The sequence below is a fragment of the Haladaptatus sp. DYSN1 genome (assembly GCF_029489995.1).
GTDB lineage: Archaea > Halobacteriota > Halobacteria > Halobacteriales > Halococcaceae > QDMS2.
The window spans coordinates 239,586-259,427 of sequence record NZ_CP120471.1 but is presented as its reverse complement, the minus strand read 5'-3'; the positions used below and the strand labels follow the sequence as shown (position 1 = coordinate 259,427).

Annotated in this window: 14 protein-coding genes; 5 read left to right on the top strand and 9 right to left on the bottom strand. The window is 55.6% G+C overall.

Features of this window, described 5'->3' with window-relative positions; all coding sequences use genetic code 11:
* Window positions 1-115 precede the first annotated feature (115 nt).
* Window positions 116-1,246 (top strand): exo-alpha-sialidase, encoded by a 1,131-nt coding sequence (locus P0648_RS17435; protein ID WP_276249074.1) that lies wholly within the window; start codon window positions 116-118, stop codon window positions 1,244-1,246.
* A 156-nt stretch (window positions 1,247-1,402) separates the two neighbouring features.
* Here P0648_RS17435 and argH read toward each other — a convergent pair whose 3' ends face one another.
* Complete coding sequence (argH, locus tag P0648_RS17430) at window positions 1,403-2,890, bottom strand: argininosuccinate lyase (RefSeq protein ID WP_276249075.1); 1,488 nt, start codon at window positions 2,888-2,890, stop codon at window positions 1,403-1,405.
* A gap of 115 nt (window positions 2,891-3,005) precedes the next feature.
* Here argH and P0648_RS17425 point away from each other — a divergent pair, with 115 nt between their 5' ends.
* A complete protein-coding gene (locus P0648_RS17425; RefSeq protein ID WP_276249076.1) occupies window positions 3,006-3,803 on the top strand; it encodes a rhodanese-like domain-containing protein in 798 nt (265 codons plus the stop codon).
* Between the two features lie 81 nt (window positions 3,804-3,884).
* Here the strand turns inward: P0648_RS17425 and P0648_RS17420 are convergent, their stop codons facing one another.
* The 3 genes from P0648_RS17420 to P0648_RS17410 all read right to left on the bottom strand — a co-directional run bounded on the left by P0648_RS17420 (window position 3,885) and on the right by P0648_RS17410 (window position 8,611).
* Window positions 3,885-6,002, bottom strand: coding sequence for a hypothetical protein (locus tag P0648_RS17420; RefSeq protein WP_277505927.1), 2,118 nt, complete (start codon window positions 6,000-6,002; stop codon window positions 3,885-3,887).
* 102 nt (window positions 6,003-6,104) lie between these two features.
* Entirely contained in the window at window positions 6,105-7,394 is a 1,290-nt protein-coding gene (locus P0648_RS17415) for an MFS transporter (RefSeq protein WP_276275319.1), read from the bottom strand.
* Between the two features lie 158 nt (window positions 7,395-7,552).
* Window positions 7,553-8,611: a mandelate racemase/muconate lactonizing enzyme family protein gene (locus P0648_RS17410; RefSeq protein ID WP_369685134.1), complete on the bottom strand. Its 1,059-nt coding sequence runs from the start codon at window positions 8,609-8,611 to the stop codon at window positions 7,553-7,555.
* A gap of 466 nt (window positions 8,612-9,077) precedes the next feature.
* On the opposite strand from P0648_RS17410, the gene P0648_RS17405 reads away from it, so the two are divergent.
* The 3 genes from P0648_RS17405 (at window position 9,078) to P0648_RS17395 (ending at window position 16,083) form a co-directional block, all read left to right on the top strand.
* Entirely contained in the window at window positions 9,078-11,552 is a 2,475-nt protein-coding gene (locus P0648_RS17405) for a hypothetical protein (protein ID WP_277505926.1), read from the top strand.
* Window positions 11,553-11,670: 118 nt separating this feature from the next.
* Window positions 11,671-14,289 (top strand): hypothetical protein, encoded by a 2,619-nt coding sequence (locus tag P0648_RS17400; RefSeq protein ID WP_277505925.1) that lies wholly within the window; start codon window positions 11,671-11,673, stop codon window positions 14,287-14,289.
* A gap of 579 nt (window positions 14,290-14,868) precedes the next feature.
* On the top strand, window positions 14,869-16,083 hold the full coding sequence (locus P0648_RS17395; RefSeq protein ID WP_276249081.1) for a mandelate racemase/muconate lactonizing enzyme family protein: 1,215 nt from the start codon (window positions 14,869-14,871) through the stop codon (window positions 16,081-16,083).
* A 74-nt stretch (window positions 16,084-16,157) separates the two neighbouring features.
* On the opposite strand, the gene P0648_RS17390 is transcribed toward P0648_RS17395, so the two are convergent.
* The 5 genes from P0648_RS17390 to P0648_RS17370 form a co-directional block, all read right to left on the bottom strand.
* Window positions 16,158-16,391 carry a hypothetical protein gene (locus tag P0648_RS17390; RefSeq protein WP_276249082.1) on the bottom strand — a complete coding sequence of 78 codons (234 nt, stop codon included), beginning with the start codon at window positions 16,389-16,391 and terminating at the stop codon, window positions 16,158-16,160.
* A 75-nt stretch (window positions 16,392-16,466) separates the two neighbouring features.
* The gene (locus P0648_RS17385) at window positions 16,467-17,591 is read right to left on the bottom strand and encodes a mandelate racemase/muconate lactonizing enzyme family protein (RefSeq protein WP_276275316.1); all 1,125 of its coding nucleotides are present in this window, start codon (window positions 17,589-17,591) and stop codon (window positions 16,467-16,469) included.
* A gap of 54 nt (window positions 17,592-17,645) precedes the next feature.
* Window positions 17,646-17,867 carry a hypothetical protein gene (locus P0648_RS17380; RefSeq protein WP_276249084.1) on the bottom strand — a complete coding sequence of 74 codons (222 nt, stop codon included), beginning with the start codon at window positions 17,865-17,867 and terminating at the stop codon, window positions 17,646-17,648.
* A 105-nt stretch (window positions 17,868-17,972) separates the two neighbouring features.
* Window positions 17,973-18,443, bottom strand: a complete 471-nt coding sequence (locus tag P0648_RS17375) for a hypothetical protein (protein ID WP_277505924.1) — start codon at window positions 18,441-18,443, stop codon at window positions 17,973-17,975.
* Between the two features lie 92 nt (window positions 18,444-18,535).
* Complete coding sequence (locus P0648_RS17370; RefSeq protein WP_276249086.1) at window positions 18,536-19,705, bottom strand: ABC transporter ATP-binding protein; 1,170 nt, start codon at window positions 19,703-19,705, stop codon at window positions 18,536-18,538.
* Window positions 19,706-19,842 lie beyond the last annotated feature (137 nt).

The following is a 19,842-nucleotide window of genomic DNA, read 5'->3' as shown; positions in this document are numbered from 1 at the left end:
CGACGGCGATGGATGTTCTACATCCGGTAGACCCATAATTTGTGGTGCTTGGCGAAGACTTATTCTCACACCGTCAAAACAACTTCAAGTGATGATCGAGAGACTGATCTGTCAAATGGACAGCTGTGCGAACGGGAATACCTTTCACAAGAACGCCACCATCTACGAACTGGCGAACGGTGACCTTCTCGCTGGATGGTTCGCAGGCGGTGTCGGTGAGGGAAATCGCGACCAGAACGTCTACGGAAGTCGGCTGCCAGCCGACTCGACTGAATGGGAAGACGCGGAATGCTGGGCTGACGTTGAGGGCCGTGCTGTCGGATGTCCCGTCCTCTTCCACGGGCCGGACGATAAGCTATGGGTGACAGCACCAGTGATGTACGGCAATTGGCTTACCTCGTCCAAAGTATTCTTCAAGCGCTCCCCGGATGAAGGCGAGACGTGGAAAGATCTCGAGCTGCTTCATGAGAAGACCGGGATGTATTTGAAGAACAAACCGCTCGTTCTGGAGGACGAGAATCGGTGGATACTGCCCGCCTACGACGCTATCGACGAAAAACCGTACTTCTATCTCATCCCGGGAGATTACGCGGAACGCCCCGCTGACTTCCCGCAACTGGTCGGCGGTGACCAGATTACTCACTATGAGGCGGGGGGATACATGGGTAACTCCGGGCTGACCCATCCGACGGTGGTGGAGCTATCAGACGGAAGTCTCCTTGCATATCTTCGACCCCGACAGGGTGGCTACATTCACGAGACGCGCTCGACCGACCGTGGGTTGAACTGGACGCGAGCAACCCAAACGGCGATTCCTAATCCGAATGCCGCCTTTGATATGGTTCGTACCGACGAGGGAAATCTCGTTCTCGTGAACAATCCCTCCACAGGAGTAGACCATGGAACAATTCCAGAGGGGCGCAACAAGCTAGCGTTGTTCATGTCCGAAGACGAGGGCGAGACGTGGCCGTATCAACTATTTCTCGAACAGGCCGCTCTCGAAGATGAACACGATCCAGAGGGGGTGAGCTCTGATCTTCGCGCATCTCACAGACTCCAACTAGGCGAGATGGACCAGGTGGGACGACCGGAGTTCACCTACGGGAACGTCATTCAGGCTCGTGATGGCACACTCCATCTCGCGTACGAGTACCGTCGAAGTGCGATCAAGCACGTCGAAATTACTGAGTCGGAGATTCAAAAGCGCGGCACTGACACAGTCATTGTTGAAAACATGCTCAGCTAACTTCCACACACGCCAGCATCTGAATTCAGGGCCACGAGTGACAAGAGTAGCACGCAGTAGCCTCGTGTGGAAAAACAGCGTGTGGTTCGTTCGAATTCAGCCGATTCCACGAGAACCGACTTCGTTCGCTGGAGTGCGAATATCGGTACAAGAGGATTATCGGTCCACGGTTGCTCGTGCATCCTTCGCCGCGGCGAGCCTGTCGCGAGTCTTGTGGAACCAGGTCGTCTGTTCATCCAGAAGCGCGCGCTGTCGAGACAGATCGTCGTGATTTTGTTTCGGAGCGGTTCCGCCGAGAATGTCCCGACGGGTGACGTTCGTTTGCGGATCAAGTGCCTCCACCAGAGCTTCATTGGTCAGGAGCCCCGACTTTCCCACAGTGATCGAAGCAGCCGTCTCAAGGTCGGAAAGAGTGATTTGACCAGCGTGGCGTCCGTCCTCGTAAACAGCGCGAACGAGTGTGCTGACGACTTCGTGTGCCTGCCGAAAGGAGAGACCCGCTGCTCGGACGAGCGTGTCCGCAAGTTCGGTCATTGTACAGAAGCTGTCCTGGGCAACCTGATACATCCGCTGGTCATTAAGCTGAATGTCGTCGATGACCGCAGCAAAGAGGTGAATCGCATCGGCGGCATTCGAGGCCGCTCCAAGAAATGGATACGCGAGATACGTCGTCTCTCCGACATCCCCGTACGGAACCGCTTTCAGTGAAATGAGCGTACTGTTCGCCTGGCCAATGGACTCGTTTGCATACGCCCGCGTCTTTTCGAGGACGCCAGGGTTTTTCTTCTGAGGCATAATGCTACTGGTGGTTGACATTGTATTACTCAACTCGACAAAACCGAGTTCAAACATGCTCCAGACGAGCAGATCCTGGGACATCCGGCTGATGTTCGTCATCAGTAACGCGACCGCCGCCGTCGTTTCGGGAAGATAATCGACCGAGGCGATAGCATCGTACGTGTTCACAACCAGTCCGTCAAACCCGGAGAGTTCGGCGAGTCGCTCTCGGTTAAGCGGGAATCCAGTCCCGCCAATCGCCGCCGCCCCCAAGGGACTTCGGTTCGTCTCCGCGAACGCCCGGCAGAGCCTTTCGACGTCTCGCCCGATCAAATGGTCGAACCCGAGGAGATAATGTGCAAACGTGATCGGTTGTGCCGGCTGACTGTGCGTGTACGCCGGAAACACGACCTCGGTAGTTTCCGCAGCCCGAGCGAGCAGTTGCTCGCGAAGAGTAAGCGTCGCACCAATGATCTCGAGAATCTGCTCGCGCACAGCGACTCTCAACGTCGCACTGAACAAATCGTTTCGACTTCTGCCCGTATGGAGCTTCCCCCCGACGGCAGGGCCAAGTTCCTCAATAACGCGGTTTTCGATGAACAGATACGGTCCTCCAAACTCCGCATACGACTCAAACTCATCGGGATCAACCGATTCGAGGTCAGTGAGCACCGCTAAAACCTCGGAAACCTCTCGAGACTCAAGGATACCAACCTCATTCAACACGATTGCTTGCGCTCGATTGAGAGCCAAGAGAGAGTCCCAGAGAAAGGCCATCTTTTCTTTGAACTTCGGGACGCGGTAGTACTCCAGATGAGCGTTCGCAGGTGGTTCTCCAAGCCGACTCGAGAACATGTCTCTCGTCATTCCGAACGAAACACGAACCGCAACCACGATAAGCCTATCCTCTCACCAGACAAGCAATTCGGATCCGGCAGGTGCACGAAGCCTTTATACGGTTTTTCCTACAAATAGAGTACTGATGAATGTGAATCGTCGTTCAGCGCTATCTCTTATCGGGACCTCTCTGTGCTTTCTCGCCGGGTGCCTCGAATCAGGTGCTCAGGGATCACCTCCCACCAACGGCGACGACCTACCCGACGACCAGACGCCCGATGATGGCTACCCACCCCAGTTTTCATCCACGCACGAAGAACGCACCATCAACGTCAATTCGTACGATACCCTCGACCGGGAAGGCATCGATGTTCCGCTCGCCCCGATCGAAGACGTCTACTACTGGTACACGCGCGGGGAAGCGCGGTTCGTCGATGCGCGTCCAGAGATTGCGTGGGAGCGCTCGCGCATCTTCGGCGCAGTTTGGAGCCCCGCACCCGACGGTCGCGACGCCGACCCAGTCGTACAATGGCCGAAAGCCGACCGTATCGTTTGCTACTGTGGTTGTCCGCACACGATGGCGTCAATTCGCGCCGCGTCACTCATCAGCGACGGGTACGAGAACGTGTACGTCATCGACGAAGGGTTCTGGGAATGGCAAGGGTTGGAATACCCAATGGCTGGCACCCAGGTCGAAGCGCGACCGCTGCTTCGTGGCATCCAAGGGCAGACTCCACAACAGTTTGCGGGTGAACTGGCTTGGGTGCGTCATCTGCCCACCGGGCAGGTCGAAGTGGCCCCGATCAGCAACGACGGGACGTTCGAACTCGACTTCCGCTTCTCCGACATCAATGACCGGTCCGTTCTTGTAGTTGAGACACCGGCGTTCCGTGTGACCGATCGGGTCAGTGTATTAACCAGCGCTGTGGTCACTGGCCCCTGATCCTCGAGTGAGTAGAACGACACCGGTGTCGGGACAAGCTCGAACTCCCACGGTGGAGGGAGTGACGGCAGTCAGAGACGATTACGCCCCCTTGTAATCGTACGGTCGCGACATTTGGACGATGTGAATATCACGCTGGACTTGGTCGTTGTATTTCTTCCACGAGAACGTTGTTCCCTCTTTCCAGTCGGTCGCGTACGGAATCTCGTGATAGTGTTCATCGGTCACGGCACTTACGCGCTCCCAGTGGTCTGCGGCTTCACGGAGTAGTTCGACGGCGTCGTCTTTCTGTCGTTTCCCCGTGACGCGATAGGTTTCGTATTTGACGCCAGCGCGGAGTTTCTTCGCGAAGTAGAGAGTCAGATGCCCCCACGTAACGAGGTCAGCGAGTTCGCATTCAAGCGCGCCGGTGCCACGATGAACGTTTGCGTTGAGTGAATCTACGATTCCCAGGATCTGTTCGCCGTTCCGCTCCATTCGCTCAGCGAGATCGATGGGGGTGACCCGCGTTTCATCGATTTCTTCTCCACCGTCCCTCGCTTCGATGTACTCAGGAATGGATAGATACGACGAATCCAGGGTCTGGTGGTCGACAAGTTCGTCGATCGAGATGAACGGCGATACGCCATCGTCCAGCCCGCGAGCCACAACCGGGGCAAGAAAGCCCTCGGGGTAGAGAGTGTAGTCCCAGGTACCGGCGTGAAACGCCGCCAGTTCTATCGGCATCCGACTCCCGAATTTGTAGCCTTTGAGCAATCGTTCGCCGAGACCTGGCCCATACCGCGTCTCGAACGCCTGCTCAAACACCTCGTCGGAGGTGGTTGGATCGTACAGTAACCGCCCCCACAATAAGTAGAACAGCCACTGTTTCTCGAAGGCGTACTGCCACGTCTGGTGCTCGTGCACCCGGTGTGAGAAGTCTTTCGCAGGAATATATCCCTCGGAGCCGATGATGTAGCCGCCGACGTAGGATTTCGAGGCGTGGTTGGCCTGAATATGGTCGCGGATGAAATCGGGATCACCCCACCGAAGCACGAAGAAATCCTCGTTACGAACCGTCCAGACGAGTTCGTAATTCGTCGGTTCCGGGTTCCAGAGGCTATCGTCAACCTCGCCGGATCGGTAATCGTGGGTCATCTCCAGTGCTGTCGTTGAGTGACCGTGTGACCAGTTGAATTTCGACGGAACCCAGATTTTGGACACGTTGTCAACGTCGTCCGCCTCATCGATGACGCGTCGCATCTCGTCTATCGAGTTGGTTCGAACCGACCGATCGAGGAACGTCGCCGGTCGATCGGCGGCTGCAATCCCATCGACGAACGTCTCTTTGAGCCATTGCTGTTTCTCCCGTGGCGTCATCGCACCCATCCAATCGGACATCGTCGTCCCGATGCCAGTCAGGTCTTCATACTCGTTGAGCACCTGAGTGATGGATTCGCGAGTGTACGTTTTGATGACCTCAGCGGTATCGTTTAACCGTTCAACGCCATGGATGTCCGCGAATTCCTCAGTGACGACGATGTTCCACGTGAGGAGATAGGTCTCAATGCCCCGCTCTTTCGCCATGCGAAAGAGTTCGTGCCAGAACGACTTCCATTCGTCTAACTCCCTATCGGACAATGGGCTGGCTTCCGGATAGGCGTGGGGTTTGATCATGTAGGGAAACGGGTGGAGATTCCACAGCGTCAGCGCGTTAAACCGGTTGCGCGCCATCATGTCGAGGAACGCACGCCAGAACTCGAGATCCCGACACGTCTCATAATGAATCTCCGTTTGTTCTCCGTACCGATAGGGTGACCAGGGGAGGTTGAATTTGAGCGCCCGGAACTCGACTGCCGGGTTGATGGTGGACTCCTCAATCTCACCCCATTCACCTGCCGAGCGTGTCCGTTCGGCGAGTTCTAGCGTCCCGTACATGGCACCGGCGTCGTCGGATGCCCATACATAGATTGATCCGTCATCCGCTATTTCAATCTTGAACCCCTCGGCTGTCACATCCTCGGGAATGGCCGCATCGAGAGTTGCTGCGTCTGCGTCTCCGCCGATGATGTACAGGTCAGCGTCAGTTGCTGGTTGCAGATTCAGGTCGTAATGCGAGCTTTGTGAGATTGCGGCATCAAGCTCATCGACGCCGAATTGAATCAGCGGTGAGTCCGTTCGATAGGCTATGCTGACCGTCCCGTGGCTGAGGCTTGGCATATGCTCACACACTAAGGGGATTCTCTTTTACTTGTCGGTTGCCGGGTGGATTGCCAGTAAACAGGAGCAAATTCGGGACCGTAAGTGAGTCGACACCCGCCGCTAGCCAACAGGCTCGGGAATAGGTTCGTCTGCGTAGAGAGCTGCAAAAGCAATCGCTGACGAGACTGTGAAGCCAGCCGCGAGATAGAAGGCAGCCGCAAAGGAGACGTAGTCAAGGACAATACCTGCGCCCAACGGCCCAACAATCGCACCGACCTGCCACGCGATCGACCGCAGCGAGAGGCTGCCAGCGACCGCATTGTAATGTTCACCTTCGTCAACGAACAGCGTCGTACTGGTCGGCAAGCGAAGGCTGTCGGCGAACCCAAGCACTGCGTAGGCGAGAAACAGTACGATCGCTCCACCAGAGATTGTAACCTGTGCATTCACGAGTAAGCCTGGGAGCGAAAGCGATCCAAAAGAGTCTGCTACAGTAGCAAGAGGTATGATCGCCACCCCGGCAGCGTATAGAACGGTCCCTGCAATGATAAACCATGAGAGGTGGCCGACACGGTCGCTAACGGTCCCAACATACCCCTGTGCAACCGTCTTCGTAAGCCTCCCTCCGGCGAGGACGGCTCCAATGGCGAGCGGACTCATCCCGAACTGGGTTCGCGCGAAAATCGGCAAAAAGAGAACGACAGCCGTCTTCCCGAAGCTGAACAGGAACCGAAACGCAACGAGCGCCTGAATCGAACTCCGTCCGAGAAGTCGTTTGAAGGTCTCGAGCCCCGATGACTCCGGCTTAGCGTCGGAACCACTGGGGTTATCGCGGAGAGATGTGAAGACGGCGACCGTCGCAATCACCGTCACGGCTATCAAAACGAAGTACGTCGTCTGAAACCCGAACGTGAAAAGAAGCGTCCCACCGACGATGTCGCCGGTGAGACTCGAAAATGAACGCACCTGATTGTACGTTCCAATCCAGAGGCCCCGACCATCCTCCGGGCTGATTGTGCCAACGACGGCTGTTGCACTGAGGTAGACGACGAGAGAACCGATTCCCTGGAACACACGCATGAAAATGACGTGTTCAATAGTGTTTACGTACGAATACCCGACCAGAACGCCGACGTAAATCAGCAACCCCATAAGGAGGAATCGCTTCCCGTTCCCACGGTCGATAAATCGACCGAGGGGTAACACGAGGAAGAATCGAACAAAAGCGTACGCAGACCCGAACAAACCCGCGGCGATCCCCGAGGCCGAAAAGAGATCCGCGTAGAGGGCAAGTGCCAAAATAATCGTCGCAAACGAGAAACCACGGGCGAACTGGACGCTCGTCAGCGCGAGAAACTCCCGATTCGCGAATAAGGCGAGCGACGACGCTCGACTGTCTGTCCCTCTCATCGAGTCTTGGTTTTCACACAGTAACGCTGAACTTGACTGTATCAGATGGGGTTAGAATGGCCGGTTGTTGCTGGGTGAGCGGTTCTCACGATACGTAAGAAGCTCTCGTCCATCGTGACGCAGAAGAGGAGACAACAACATCGCTGTCTCTCGCAAGATTAGTCGAGTGCACTCCGTTCGTAGGTCGAGGCGGCGAGCCACTCCGGATTGATAGAGAAGCCCCAGCCGGGTCGGTCGGGAACCTCGATTTCGCCGTCTTCAACGGTAAGCGCGGGCTCAAGCATCCCTTCGGCCCACTGGTCTTCGATTGAGAATTCGAAGTAGGGGCCGGCGTTCTCAAGAGCGGTGAGCATGTGCATGGTGAACACCGTCACCAGCGAATGGTTGGCCGAGTGGGGGACGACGGGGAGGCCGGCGTCGTTGGCCATGTCGGCGACGCGGAGAGCTCGTGAAAGGCCGCCGACGTAACAGATGTCTGGCTGGACGATGTCGACGGCGTGCATGTCGATCATGCGGCGCCACTGCGCCAAGTCATTGTCCTGTTCCCCGCCAGCTACCTGAACTACAGTGTCGTCGAGGGCGGTGCGGACTTCAGCGGTCCATTCGAGTTCCGGGTACGGACACGGCTCTTCGTAATGGATGACGTTGTACTCCTCGAGCAGTTGCCCCACCTCGATTGCCTTCTCTGGTGTGTAGCAGCTGTTGGCGTCGACAAACAGGTTCGTGTCGTCCCCGATAGCTTCGCGAACAGTCGGGATGAGTTCCTCGGTCCGTCCCGGCCACGCATCCTCGTTGTGCCCCATCTTACTCCCGACGCGGATCTTGAATGCCTCATAGCCGTGTTTCTCTTTGAGGCGCGCGAGTCGTTCGGCCTCTTCTTCCGGCGTAATTTCACGGCTCATGCTCGATCCATAGGGTTTGAGCGTGGTCGGGCCGCCGCCAATCAACTCCGCCACGCTCACTCCCTCGCGTTTGGCTTTGAGGTCCCACAGTGCCGTGTCCAAACCGGTGACGGCGCGACAGAGGTAGGACCAGGGGAATTTGTACTCGGCGTCGATGATGTCGTCAACGAGCGACTCAACCGCAAGGGGATTTGCGCCAAGGGCATGCGGGGCGACTTGTCGGTGGAATACCTTTGCTGCGATGTCCGCGTTGTACGGCGAAATCTGCCCGATGCCTTCCTCGCCTGTATCCGTTTTAACACGAACGAAGCTCACTGGTGCTGGTCGTCCTTTACGCTGCGTGCTAGTAAAGGTCTCTAAACTCTCGATTTGCATGTCGGTCATGCAGACCTGTACTCCGTTCTATAAAAATATTGTGAATGAGGAACATGATACAGTTTGGCATGGTCACGATAATTTATAGACGGACACCCGTCGGTCCAGCGTGAGTGGCCTCTCTATCTTGCTGAGCGATGGGCGAACTGGATTCGCTCAAAATTTGGTCCGAACCCTGAGAGGACGGCAAAGGACAACCCCCACCCACATGCTTATTGAGGATGGGATACATCGAAAGGTGAGGACGCCCATAATGACACGAGCGACCAGCTTTAGCGGCTCGATAGCGATAGTTACCCGAAGCGACGCCCCCGATGGTCCGGTTGGTTTCGGCACGTCAGCACTGCTCGACGCACTCGACGAAACTGACACTACCGTTGAAAAATATTCACATTGGACAGAGACTGTGGCAGACCCGCTTCTCGTTGTTGGCCACACCACCGACCCCGTCATCGAAAAACTCCTTGGCAACGCGACTACAGACCCCGAAGCAGTCGTGTATAGATGGGTAGGAGTCGATGATCGGGAAGCACTCGTGGTCGCCGGCAGCGACGACCGCGGGCTCATGTACGCGCTACTGGAACTTGCTGACCGCGTCGAGGCTGAGGGCCCAGACGCTCTGGGTCAAGTAGAAGATACTGTTGAGACGCCCGATAACGAGGTCCGTGGGATCGACCGGTTCATCATGGGTCCCGTCCAGGATACGTGGCTGTACGACGAAGACTTCTGGCACTACTATATTCAGCGACTCGCGCGTAACCGCTTCAATCGGTTCGTGTTGATTGCGGGGTACGACAGCGCGTTCATGTCGCCACCGTACCCGTTTTTCGTCGACGTTCCTGGCTTCCCCGAGGTGACTGTCCCCGATGACAAAGTCTCAATTAGCCGGGAAGAACACCGGGAAGTGCTCCGCATGATCGGCCGGCTCTGCAAAGAATACGGTCTTGACTTCTTCTTTGGAATCTGGCAACAACGCCCCGACTGGAAAGAAGACCAAGGCGAACTCGTTGAAGGGTTATCGAGGGACCCCGACGAGCTTACAGAGTACTGTGCGACGGGACTCGAACGATTGCTGGTGGCCATCCCTGAACTCGACGGCCTCCAGTTGCGGGTCAACTTCGAGGCAGGTGTCGGTGGGTCAAGCTATGATTCAGGGTCCGGTATCGGACCTGCAACCACCACAGCTGAAGAGTTCTGGCGGGAGATCATCAACGCGGTCGAACGCGCCTCCGCCGAGCGCGCCGACCCGCTCAAATTCGACATCAGAGCAAAAGGCCTGACCGACGAAATGATCCGGTGGGCGCTTGAGACTGGTCTTGACCTGACCGTGCCGACCAAGTACTGGTGTGAGTCGACGGGGCTCCCCCATCATAACACCCAGATGCGACAGGAGGAGTTGCTGCAATTAGACGATTTGAACCGCAGTCGTCGGTATGGGCATTCGGATCTGCTGCGCAAACCCCGCTACTACGACGTGCTCTACCGCCTCTGGGTGGTCGGCACCAACCGAATCTTCGTGTGGGGGGATCCGGATTATGCTCGTCGATTCGCCCACAGCACCCAGTTCGGCGGGGCGACCGGTTTCGAGGTCACCGCCCCGCTCAGTCTGAAAGGCGGTCACTTCCACCTCCAAGACGAAAACTGGCCGTTGTTCGAGGACCCGGAACTGCAGAGCGGTGATTGGGAGGATGAGCGATACTGGGCGTGGTATCTCATGTTCGGGCGGCTGGGATACTCGACGGAGACGGACTCTGCGGTCTGGGAACGCGCATTCACTCAACGGTTCGGTGAGGCGGCCGACGCGATCCAGAAGGGGTATCGAAGCGCGAGCAAGATCCTCCCGCTTCTGACCGCTGCACACTTGACGGAACATCCAGCGCTGATGAACTGGGCGGAGCTGGATACTGGTGGGGCACTGTTTGCCGAACACAACGTCAACCCGTACTTCGGTGCGCGTGAGTATTACGACGGCACCTACCAAGACGTCGAACCGAGTGACCCGGGCTTGTTCTATGGTATCAACGAGTACGTCCGGGACGCACTCGCAGATGACCAAGATCACAAGTACACACCAATACAGCTCCAGCGCTGGTATCGGCGGCTGGCCGCCGAGACGCGCGACGCCGTCGAAGCCGCTGAAAAAACAGGACAGACCGGCGCTGAGTATCAGGCAACGAAACTCGACTTGTTGATGCTTGCTGACCTCGCCGAGTACCACGCCGAGAAAACCGCCGCCGCCCTCGCACTCGCCTTCTACCACGAAAGCGAAGACGCAGCATACCTTCCGGCCTCGCGTGATCGAATGGTACGCGCAATCACGGCGTGGGAGTCGTTGGCCGGGCGGGGGGAAGGGACGTATCACGACGACCTCGTGTTCGGAATGGGACCGACCCGCGCCGATGACGGCCAGTGGGTCGACCGTCTCCCCGAGCTCGAAGCGGATCTTGACGCGCTCGAAGCGCTCATAGATGACGTCGGCTCTGACACAAAGCAGGACTACAGAGACCCAGTCACCGAACGGGACGCCGGCCAGGCTGACTCATTCAATTCTCCGTCGTTCGATGTCGACGTTCCGGACGCGACGGTCGCGGGTGAAGATCTGACGCTCACCGTCCGAACCGGTGATCTGAACGATCACGACAGGCTTCGGATTCGCTACCGTCATACCGACCAGACCGCGGGCGCGTTCGAACACATTGAGATGACCAAAACCGATGGGGGATACGAGGGAACCATTCCTGGAGAATACATCGTCCCCGAGTGGGACCTGCAAGTGTACTTCTCGACTATCGACGAGACCGACAACGGACTGCTCGTCCCAGGTCTGTATCATGCTGACGAACCCGCGCCGTACTACGTCGTTGCGGTCACCACCGAGTAAGTCGATTGTAATCCCACGACGAGCTCCTCGGCTCACGGAACCATCTTGTTTTCAATGACAGCAGGCCTGATCGATGGATACGCTTATATCGATTCGAAGAAGAGTGAGAATGACTCGCATGACAGCTAGCTTTAGCGATTCGATAGCGATAGTTGACCGAAGCGATGCAGTCGACGGTCCAGTTGGGTTCGGAAGAGCAGAACTGCTGGACGCACTCGACGAAACTGACGCCACTGTCGAGGCAGTGGCTCATTGGACGGAAACGACTGCTGACCCAGTGGTCGTCGTTGGTCACACGACTGACCCCGTCATCGGAAAACTCCTTGGCGAGACGATTCTGGACTCCGAGGCAGTCGTGTATCAGTGGGAGAATACCGGTGATCGGCAGGCACTCGTGGTCGCCGGCAGCGACGACCGCGGGCTCATGTACGCGCTACTGGAACTTGCTGACCGCATCCAAACGAACGGTGTCGCTGCGCTCACCGCGGTCGAAGACTCCATCGAGACGCCCGACAACGAGGTCCGTGGGATCGACCGGTTCATCATGGGTCCCGTCCAGGATACGTGGCTGTACGACGAAGACTTCTGGCACTATTACCTCAGGCGATTGGCCAAGTGTCGATTCAATCGGTTCGTGTTGATTGCGGGGTACGACAGCGCGTTCATGTCGCCACCGTACCCGTTTTTCGTCGACGTTCCTGGCTTCCCCGAGGTGACTGTCCCGAAAAATCAGGTCGCGACCAGCCGGGAAGAACACCGGGAAGTGCTCCGCATGATCGGCCGGCTCTGCAAAGAATACGGTCTTGACTTCTTCTTTGGAATCTGGCAACAACGCCCCGACTGGAAAGAAGACCAAGGCGAACTCGTTGAGGGTGTACCAGAGAAGCCCGGTGAACTTGCCGAGTACTGTGCGACGGGACTCGAACGATTGCTGGTGGCCATCCCTGAACTCGACGGCCTCCAGTTGCGGGTCAACTGGGAGTCGGGTGTGTCGGTCGGTGAAATGGATAATTACACCAAAGACCGTTCGATCAGGACGGCCGAGGAGTTCTGGCAGGAGATCATCAACGCGGTCGAACGCGCCTCCGCCGAGCGCGCCGACCCGCTCAAATTCGACATCAGAGCAAAAGGCCTGACCGACGAAATGATCCAGTGGGCGCTCGAAACCGGACTCGACGTGACCGTGCCGACCAAGTACTGGTGTGAGTCGACGGGGCTCCCCCATCACAACACCCAGATGCGATCCGGGGAACTCGCTCATCTGGAGGACGAAAACAAAAGTCGTCGATATGGGCATTCGGATCTGCTGCGCAAACCCCGCTACTACGACGTGCTCTACCGCCTCTGGGTGGTCGGAACGAATCGGATTTTCTTATGGGGTGATCCGGATTATGCTCGCCGGTTCGCCCACAGCACCCAGTTCGGTGGGGCGACCGGTTTCGAGGTCACCGCCCCGCTCAGTCTGAAAGGCGGTCACTTCCACCTCCAAGACGAAAACTGGCCGTTGTTCGAGGATGAGTCTCTCGAACACTACGAGTGGGAAGACGAACGGTACTGGGCGTGGTATCTCATGTTCGGGCGGTTGGGATACTCGACGGAGACGGACTCTGCGGTCTGGGAACGCGCATTCGCTCGGCGGTTCGGTGAGGCAGCTGAAGCCCTGCTCGCAGGATATCGAAGCGCGAGCAAGATCCTCCCGCTTCTGACCGCCGCCCACCTCACCCGTCATCCCGCGCTAACGAACTGGGCGGAGCTGGATACTGGTGGGGCACTGTTTGCCGAACACAACGTCAATCCGGAGTTCGGAAACTGGGATGTGACATATATGAACGCGGAACCCAGCGACCCGGGCTTGTTCTATGGCATCAACGAGTACGTCCGGGACGCACTCGCAGATGACCAACACCGCAAGTACACACCAATACAGCTCCAGCGCTGGTATCGGCGGCTGGCCGCCGAGACGCGCGACGCCGTCGAAGCCGCCGAACGAATCAACGAAGGTGGAGTCGAATCAAACGAATATCGAGCGACAGTCCTCGACTTGCTGATGCTTGCTGACCTCGCCGAGTACCACGCCGAGAAAACTGCCGCCGCCCTCGCACTCGCCTTCTACCACGAAAGCGAAGACGTAGCATACCTTCCGACTGCCTATTGTGCAGCAACCGCCGCCCGGGACGCCTGGGCGTCACTGGCCGGGCGGGGCGAAGGGACGTATCACGACGACCTCGTATTCGGAATGGGACCGACCCGCGCCGATGACGGCCAGTGGGTCGACCGTCTCCCCGAGCTTGAGAAGGACGTTGAGGAACTGGACCGGTTGCTAGAAGCAGAAGGAATCAACGCTGAGGACGAACGCTCGCTTGACCATCCTGCCTTCGCTCGGACCGATGGACAGTCTTTCAATTTCCCGTCGTTCGACGTGGCACTGCCTAAGGCAGCGTCAGCGGGTACCGACATCGATGTTGCGGTTCGGACTGGCGAACTGAATCCACACCGCGGTGTCACTCTCCATTATCGGCACACCGACCAGACAGAGGGCGCGTTCAAACAAGTCGAGATGGAGCAGACCTCGCAGGGTTATCAAGCAATCATTCCAGGAGACTACGTGAAATCGGAATGGGATTTGCAGGTGTACTTCTCGACTATCGATGAGACAGGAGATACGCTCCTGTACCCAGGGCTCTACCACGCCGAGGAACCCGCTCCGTATATCGTCGTGACCGTCGATTCGGTATAGGTATCCTAGTTCGCGGTGATTTTTTGGCCGTTTGCTCACATCGACCGATAGACCATTTTTTCCGGTACGTTGAATTCATTGATAATCCGCAACCAGTTCTAAACGGGTTCAAACACGGTCAAAAACGAGAGACAGCGTGTGAACAATCTATGAAGAAAATTAAACGCGAAACTAATGCCTGAGTTCGGGACAATACGCTTGCAACTCAATCGTATTTTCACGAAATCAATGGTGGACCGTCTGTGTGGAGCTGGTTGTGCGCTTCAATGGCGACTAAGAGGTGCAATCTCACGTGATGTGGAAACTCCAACTGATGTTCTTCATGAAGCTAAATTGAGATTCAACAGTGTGTAGTGACTTGTTAGCAATTAACAAATCATTTCGTCAAATAGATGATGAAATGAATAACAATCGTACGAGTGTTATAAGGGTGTGATTGACAAACACACTTTTGGTTAGACGGTTCACAGGTTTCCAATAGATGAACACCGAAATGTACACTCAAATACGAGGAGAAAATTCGTCACAGATATCATTATTACGCTCGAGAGGGGACTAAGAGACGAAATGTGGCGAGATGTGACGGACAGCGAGAGGCAGCGACCGCCCGAGCGAGATGTTAAAATCACTGGTATAGAAACGATGGGGGTGAAGGGTAATCCGAGAGACAACGGAGAACATTATACTTGGGGTATCGTCAAGGTCAAAACAGACGCCGGAGACTACGGAATTGGTGAGACGTTCCGGGGTGAAGAGTCAATGGACGTCGCAATGCGGATGGAGTCACTGGTTGTCGGTCAGAATCCCTTAGATCCGGAGCGAATATACGAACACTTGGCAGGTAAGTACACCGGAAGCGGGACTATCGGCCAGTCCGCTATTACTGCCATCGAAACCGCCTGTTGGGACATCAAGGGAAAGATCCTCGGCGTTCCGGTGTACGAACTACTAGGCGGAAAATTTCGGGACGAGATCGGTGTATACTCGGACACGCAAGCAACGGCAAAAGAAGAGGGGTCGTCAGAAGAGTTTACGCCGGAAGCGTTCGCCCGAGCCGCGAGAGACGTTGTTAACCAAGGGTTTGAGTCGATCAAGTTTGATCTGGATGTGATGACACCGGGTCATCCAAACGACGATACGGCCGCGCGGCGTATGGATGACCGGGAAATCCAGCACAAGGCAGAATTGGTGCGCGCAGTCCGAGACGAAATTGGGTACGAAGTTGATCTTGGGATGGATCTGCATTGGAAGTACACAGTTGAGACCGCAGTTAGACTCGGCCGCGAATTAGAGGAGTTTAATCTCTCATTCCTCGAAGATCCAGTCCATCCGGAGAAACTCGACGCGCAGGCCCGCGTTAGAGAACAGATCGATATTCCGATTTTGACCGGCGAGAACGTTGTTACAGTCAATCGATTTGCCGACTTACTGAAACACGATACACTCGACCTTGCGGCACCGGATGTAACGGAGTGCGGCGGCTTGAGCGTCCTTCGAAAGATCGCCGCTGTCTGCGATCTCTACGGCGTCCCGATGGCACCACACAACTTGGCAAGTCCAGTCGGGACGATCGCAGGCGTCCACTTCGCCGCATCGATTCCTAATTTCTATAGCCTTGAATACCGAGGAGGTGATGCCCCGTGGTGGGACGGAACGGTTGTCCGGACGGGTGAAAGCGGTCCAATCCTCTCTGAAGGTTCGATTTCCCTCCCCGAAGGTCCGGGCTTAGGGATTGAAGTGAACCCGGATGTTGTGCTTGATCGGCTTACCGAGGAATCTGAATATATCTTCTAACGCCAGCTAGAAATCTGTGTAGGCCATTTTTCGACGGCGAATGTGGTTACTGATTATTTCGATTGGGAGAGCATTCAAATGGCATCATCGACACTGTCGATGTATTTGAGATTGTCCAACTCACTAGTGAACTTCCGAAATCCTAGTGCGCCGATACCGATGGCGAAGGCCACGAAAACAACCATTGCAATCATGAATCCACGATCTAAGGCAGCGGAAGCGAGCAATGCCAAGAAAATTGCGAACCCAAACCGTGTACCCGATGCTACTGCTGCTTTCAGTACGTTCATTGGATTACCAACGTCCATATGCATAAGGAGACCGACCACACCTTAAAATTTCCCCCGATAGTGCGCCACAGTGAGGTGCGTCGTGAAGCATACTCAACGACCGTATGCAGCGGTATCCACGGTGTACTTTTGGATGAACTCCTCGCAGAAGGTGAGGCCAAATCCAGGACCCTCAGGGAGGCGAAGACGACCGTCTTCAACGGGTGGGCGGTTTTCAACCATTTGATACCAGATTGGGTCAAGGTCGGGATGGAAGCCCTCTAAATGGCCACTGTTCGGTATGCTCGCGAGGAGATGCATTGCAAGATGCGGCTCTTCGTGATGACCCATCGTTATCCCCTGAATTCCCGCGGTTGCCGCCACCTTGTGCCACGCAGTCGGTCCTCCGCCCAGGCTTGCGTCGTAGTTGAGGATATCGACAGAGGACTCATTCAATAAACGTACACATCCAGATGGAGCAGTCTCATTTTGACCAGCCGTGACAGGAATGTTCGTTCGTTGTCGAACCTCTCGCATGCCACGATACTGGTCGAACCAAGCAACTGGCTCTTCCAACCACGCAAGGTCATACTCGATAGCGCGCTCTGCAAAGGTGATTGCCTGGATGACACTCCAGGCTCGATTCGCGTCACACGCGATGCAGTACTCATCACCGAGTTCCTTTCGGATAGCAGCAAGTCGCGCGATGTCTTCCTCAATCGAGGCGCCCCCTACTTTGAGCTTTATTCCGTCTAAACCCAACTCCCGGTATTCGGTTGCTTCCGCAACGAGTCCGTCGAGATCTTTGTCGTCCTCGTAGTATCCGCCAATCGCGATCATCGGGAGCGTGTCTTGGTACCCACCCCACAGCTGGTACAATGGGACGTCAAGTGCCTTCCCAATCGCATCCCAGATTGCGCTGTCTACCGCACCGAGGGCGTGCATATAGAGGTCTCGATCGCTCGCGGTTGAACTACCGGCGACCGCTCGTTCCCAGAGCCGCTCAACGGAGAACAATTCTTCGTCGATCAAGAGCGGAGCGATGTCATCGATGATATACGTGGCAATCTGTTCTTGGTGGTCGCGCTTATCCCCCGCGTAGATTCGTCCACGGATTCCGGAATCGGTTTCTATCGTGACGAGGACTGTACAGCGCCGCGTCTTGGTGAAACTGCTTGCGACGACGGTTCGCTCCAACGGACAAGCGATAAGTCGTACGCTGATACGCTTGATTTTCATCTGACACACTGACTTTTAGGACGAGTCGGTATATAGGTATCACCGGGAGGGAACTCAGAACAGAGTGTAGAAGACGTAGAGAAGATACCAGAAGGCGAAGGTGTAGGCGAAGCCGGCGATGCCTGATTGTATCCCACCTCCCGAATTGATTCCCGGAAGTGACGTAAGTGCGTCTGCCCAACCACCGGCGTTCAGGTATATGATAAGGCCAACGAACGTCGGGGCGAGCGTCAACCATATCGGAGCTGTGATTAAGTAGAGCAGGACGACGGCCACATTACGAGGCGTGTTACCTGATTTTGTCCCCGGAAGCCAGACTCGAGTTTTCACACGTGTACAACGTAGAGGAGTGTTCAAATGATTTTCGTTGATTCGACCAATTCAGGGATTGCCGATGTAGCTATGACGCCGGTATAAGTGGAAACCCATCGTGAGGAAAGTGGTGATGATAAACGAGAGAATGCCTAGTAGCACGCTGACGGAGGGATGATACCAGATGAGGCTTGCCGTGAATACGACTAGTGGCAGTGTGAAGCCAAACACAATAGCGGACCACGACTTCGGATTCCACCCGACGACTGTCTTTCGAATGAATGCAGTGTCCTTGAACAGGGCTGGGTATGATAAAACCGCGAGGACGACCAGTCCAATCAGCCAGAGGTTCAGAAACGAGCCACTGATGGCGGATTGTCCTCCAATTCGAGTTACGACGGCGATGTAAATGATGCTGAAAAGGGTCGCAGCAAGAAATGCAGCCAGTGCGTACCAGTACTTTGGCTCCGACTCAACCACGTCTCTCGGCGGTTTTTCGCGTTCAGAAAAGACTGATTGTAGATCATTGTCCATGGTCATGTAGTACATTATAGCGCGACAATAAAAATCTCCCCCGAACTAAGCTTTGTCGAGTCGAGCTGGGTTGGAATACAAGCACTCAACGAGAGAATTTAGGCGATACGTTCACCCGTTTCGTCGAAGACCCAAATTTGATCTCTGTCGAAACTTACGTCGAATGATTCGTCGGCACGTACCTGACCCTGTCGCACCGCCGCCACGAGTTCAAGCCCTCCTACCTCAAGGTGAATTGTGTCTCGAGCGCCCTCCGGTTCGACAAGCGTGACCTTCACATTCGTGAGGACGGCCTCGTTGCTCTCTCCAAGTCTGAGATACTCCGGACGGATACCCATGTAGACCGACTCGCCAATGTGGCTTGCGAGCATATCACTCCGTTCGCTCGAGAGCGTCACCTCGAATGATTCAGTCACAAGAGCGACATTGCTACCACGGGATTCGATATGAGCGCGAATCATGTTCGTGGACGGTGAACCGATGAATCGGGCAACAAATTCGTTTGCCGGGTCGTTGTAAATCTCGTAGGGAGACCCCTGTTGCTGAATAGTTCCGTCGCGCATAATGACAATCTTATCTGCGAGTGTCATCGCTTCAGCTTGGTCGTGCGTGACAAAAATCATGGCACGATTCAGGTTTCGCTGCAATTTCTTGACTTCTGTTTGCATCTCGTCTCGCAGATTCGCGTCGAGGTTCGAGAACGGTTCGTCAAGCAAGAATGCGGCAGGCTCCATAACCATTGCCCGCCCGATACTCACACGTTGTTGTTGTCCGCCTGAGAGATCACTTGTACTTCGGTCGAGATAGTCGTCGATTTGGAGGATCTTCGCGACATCTCGTACCCGACGTTCCTTCTCTTGTCCATCCAAACTCGTCGCCATATCGAGCCCGAACCGCATGTTTTTCCGAACGGTCATATGCGGGAACAGCGCGATGCTCTGGAACACGTATGCGAGGTCGCGATCTTTTGGTGCATGGTTTGTGATGTCTTTATCCCCGAGCATTACCGTCCCGCCGTCGGGAATTTCGAGCCCGGAGATGCATCGAAGGGTAGTCGTTTTTCCGCACCCCGACGGACCAACAAGGACCACAAACTCGTCTGGTTCAACCGTAATGTTAACGTCCTCTGCCGCGATGACCGTTCCGCCACCGAATGTTTTCGTTATGCCTTCTAATCGAAGCGTTTCACCCTCTCGCTTGCTGAATTCAGAAACGTCACCAATATCTGTAGTACTACGAGCCCTCTGTTCATCGCTAGTTTGTGCCATTGTACCAGTTAACATGGCCGCCAATATTAATCCTTTTGGAAAATAGGCCCATACCGGTAATTCAAATTTGAATCCGTTAGTGGTTTTGTGACATTTCTCAAGGATAAATAACCAATCGAAGTGACCAACGAGAATTC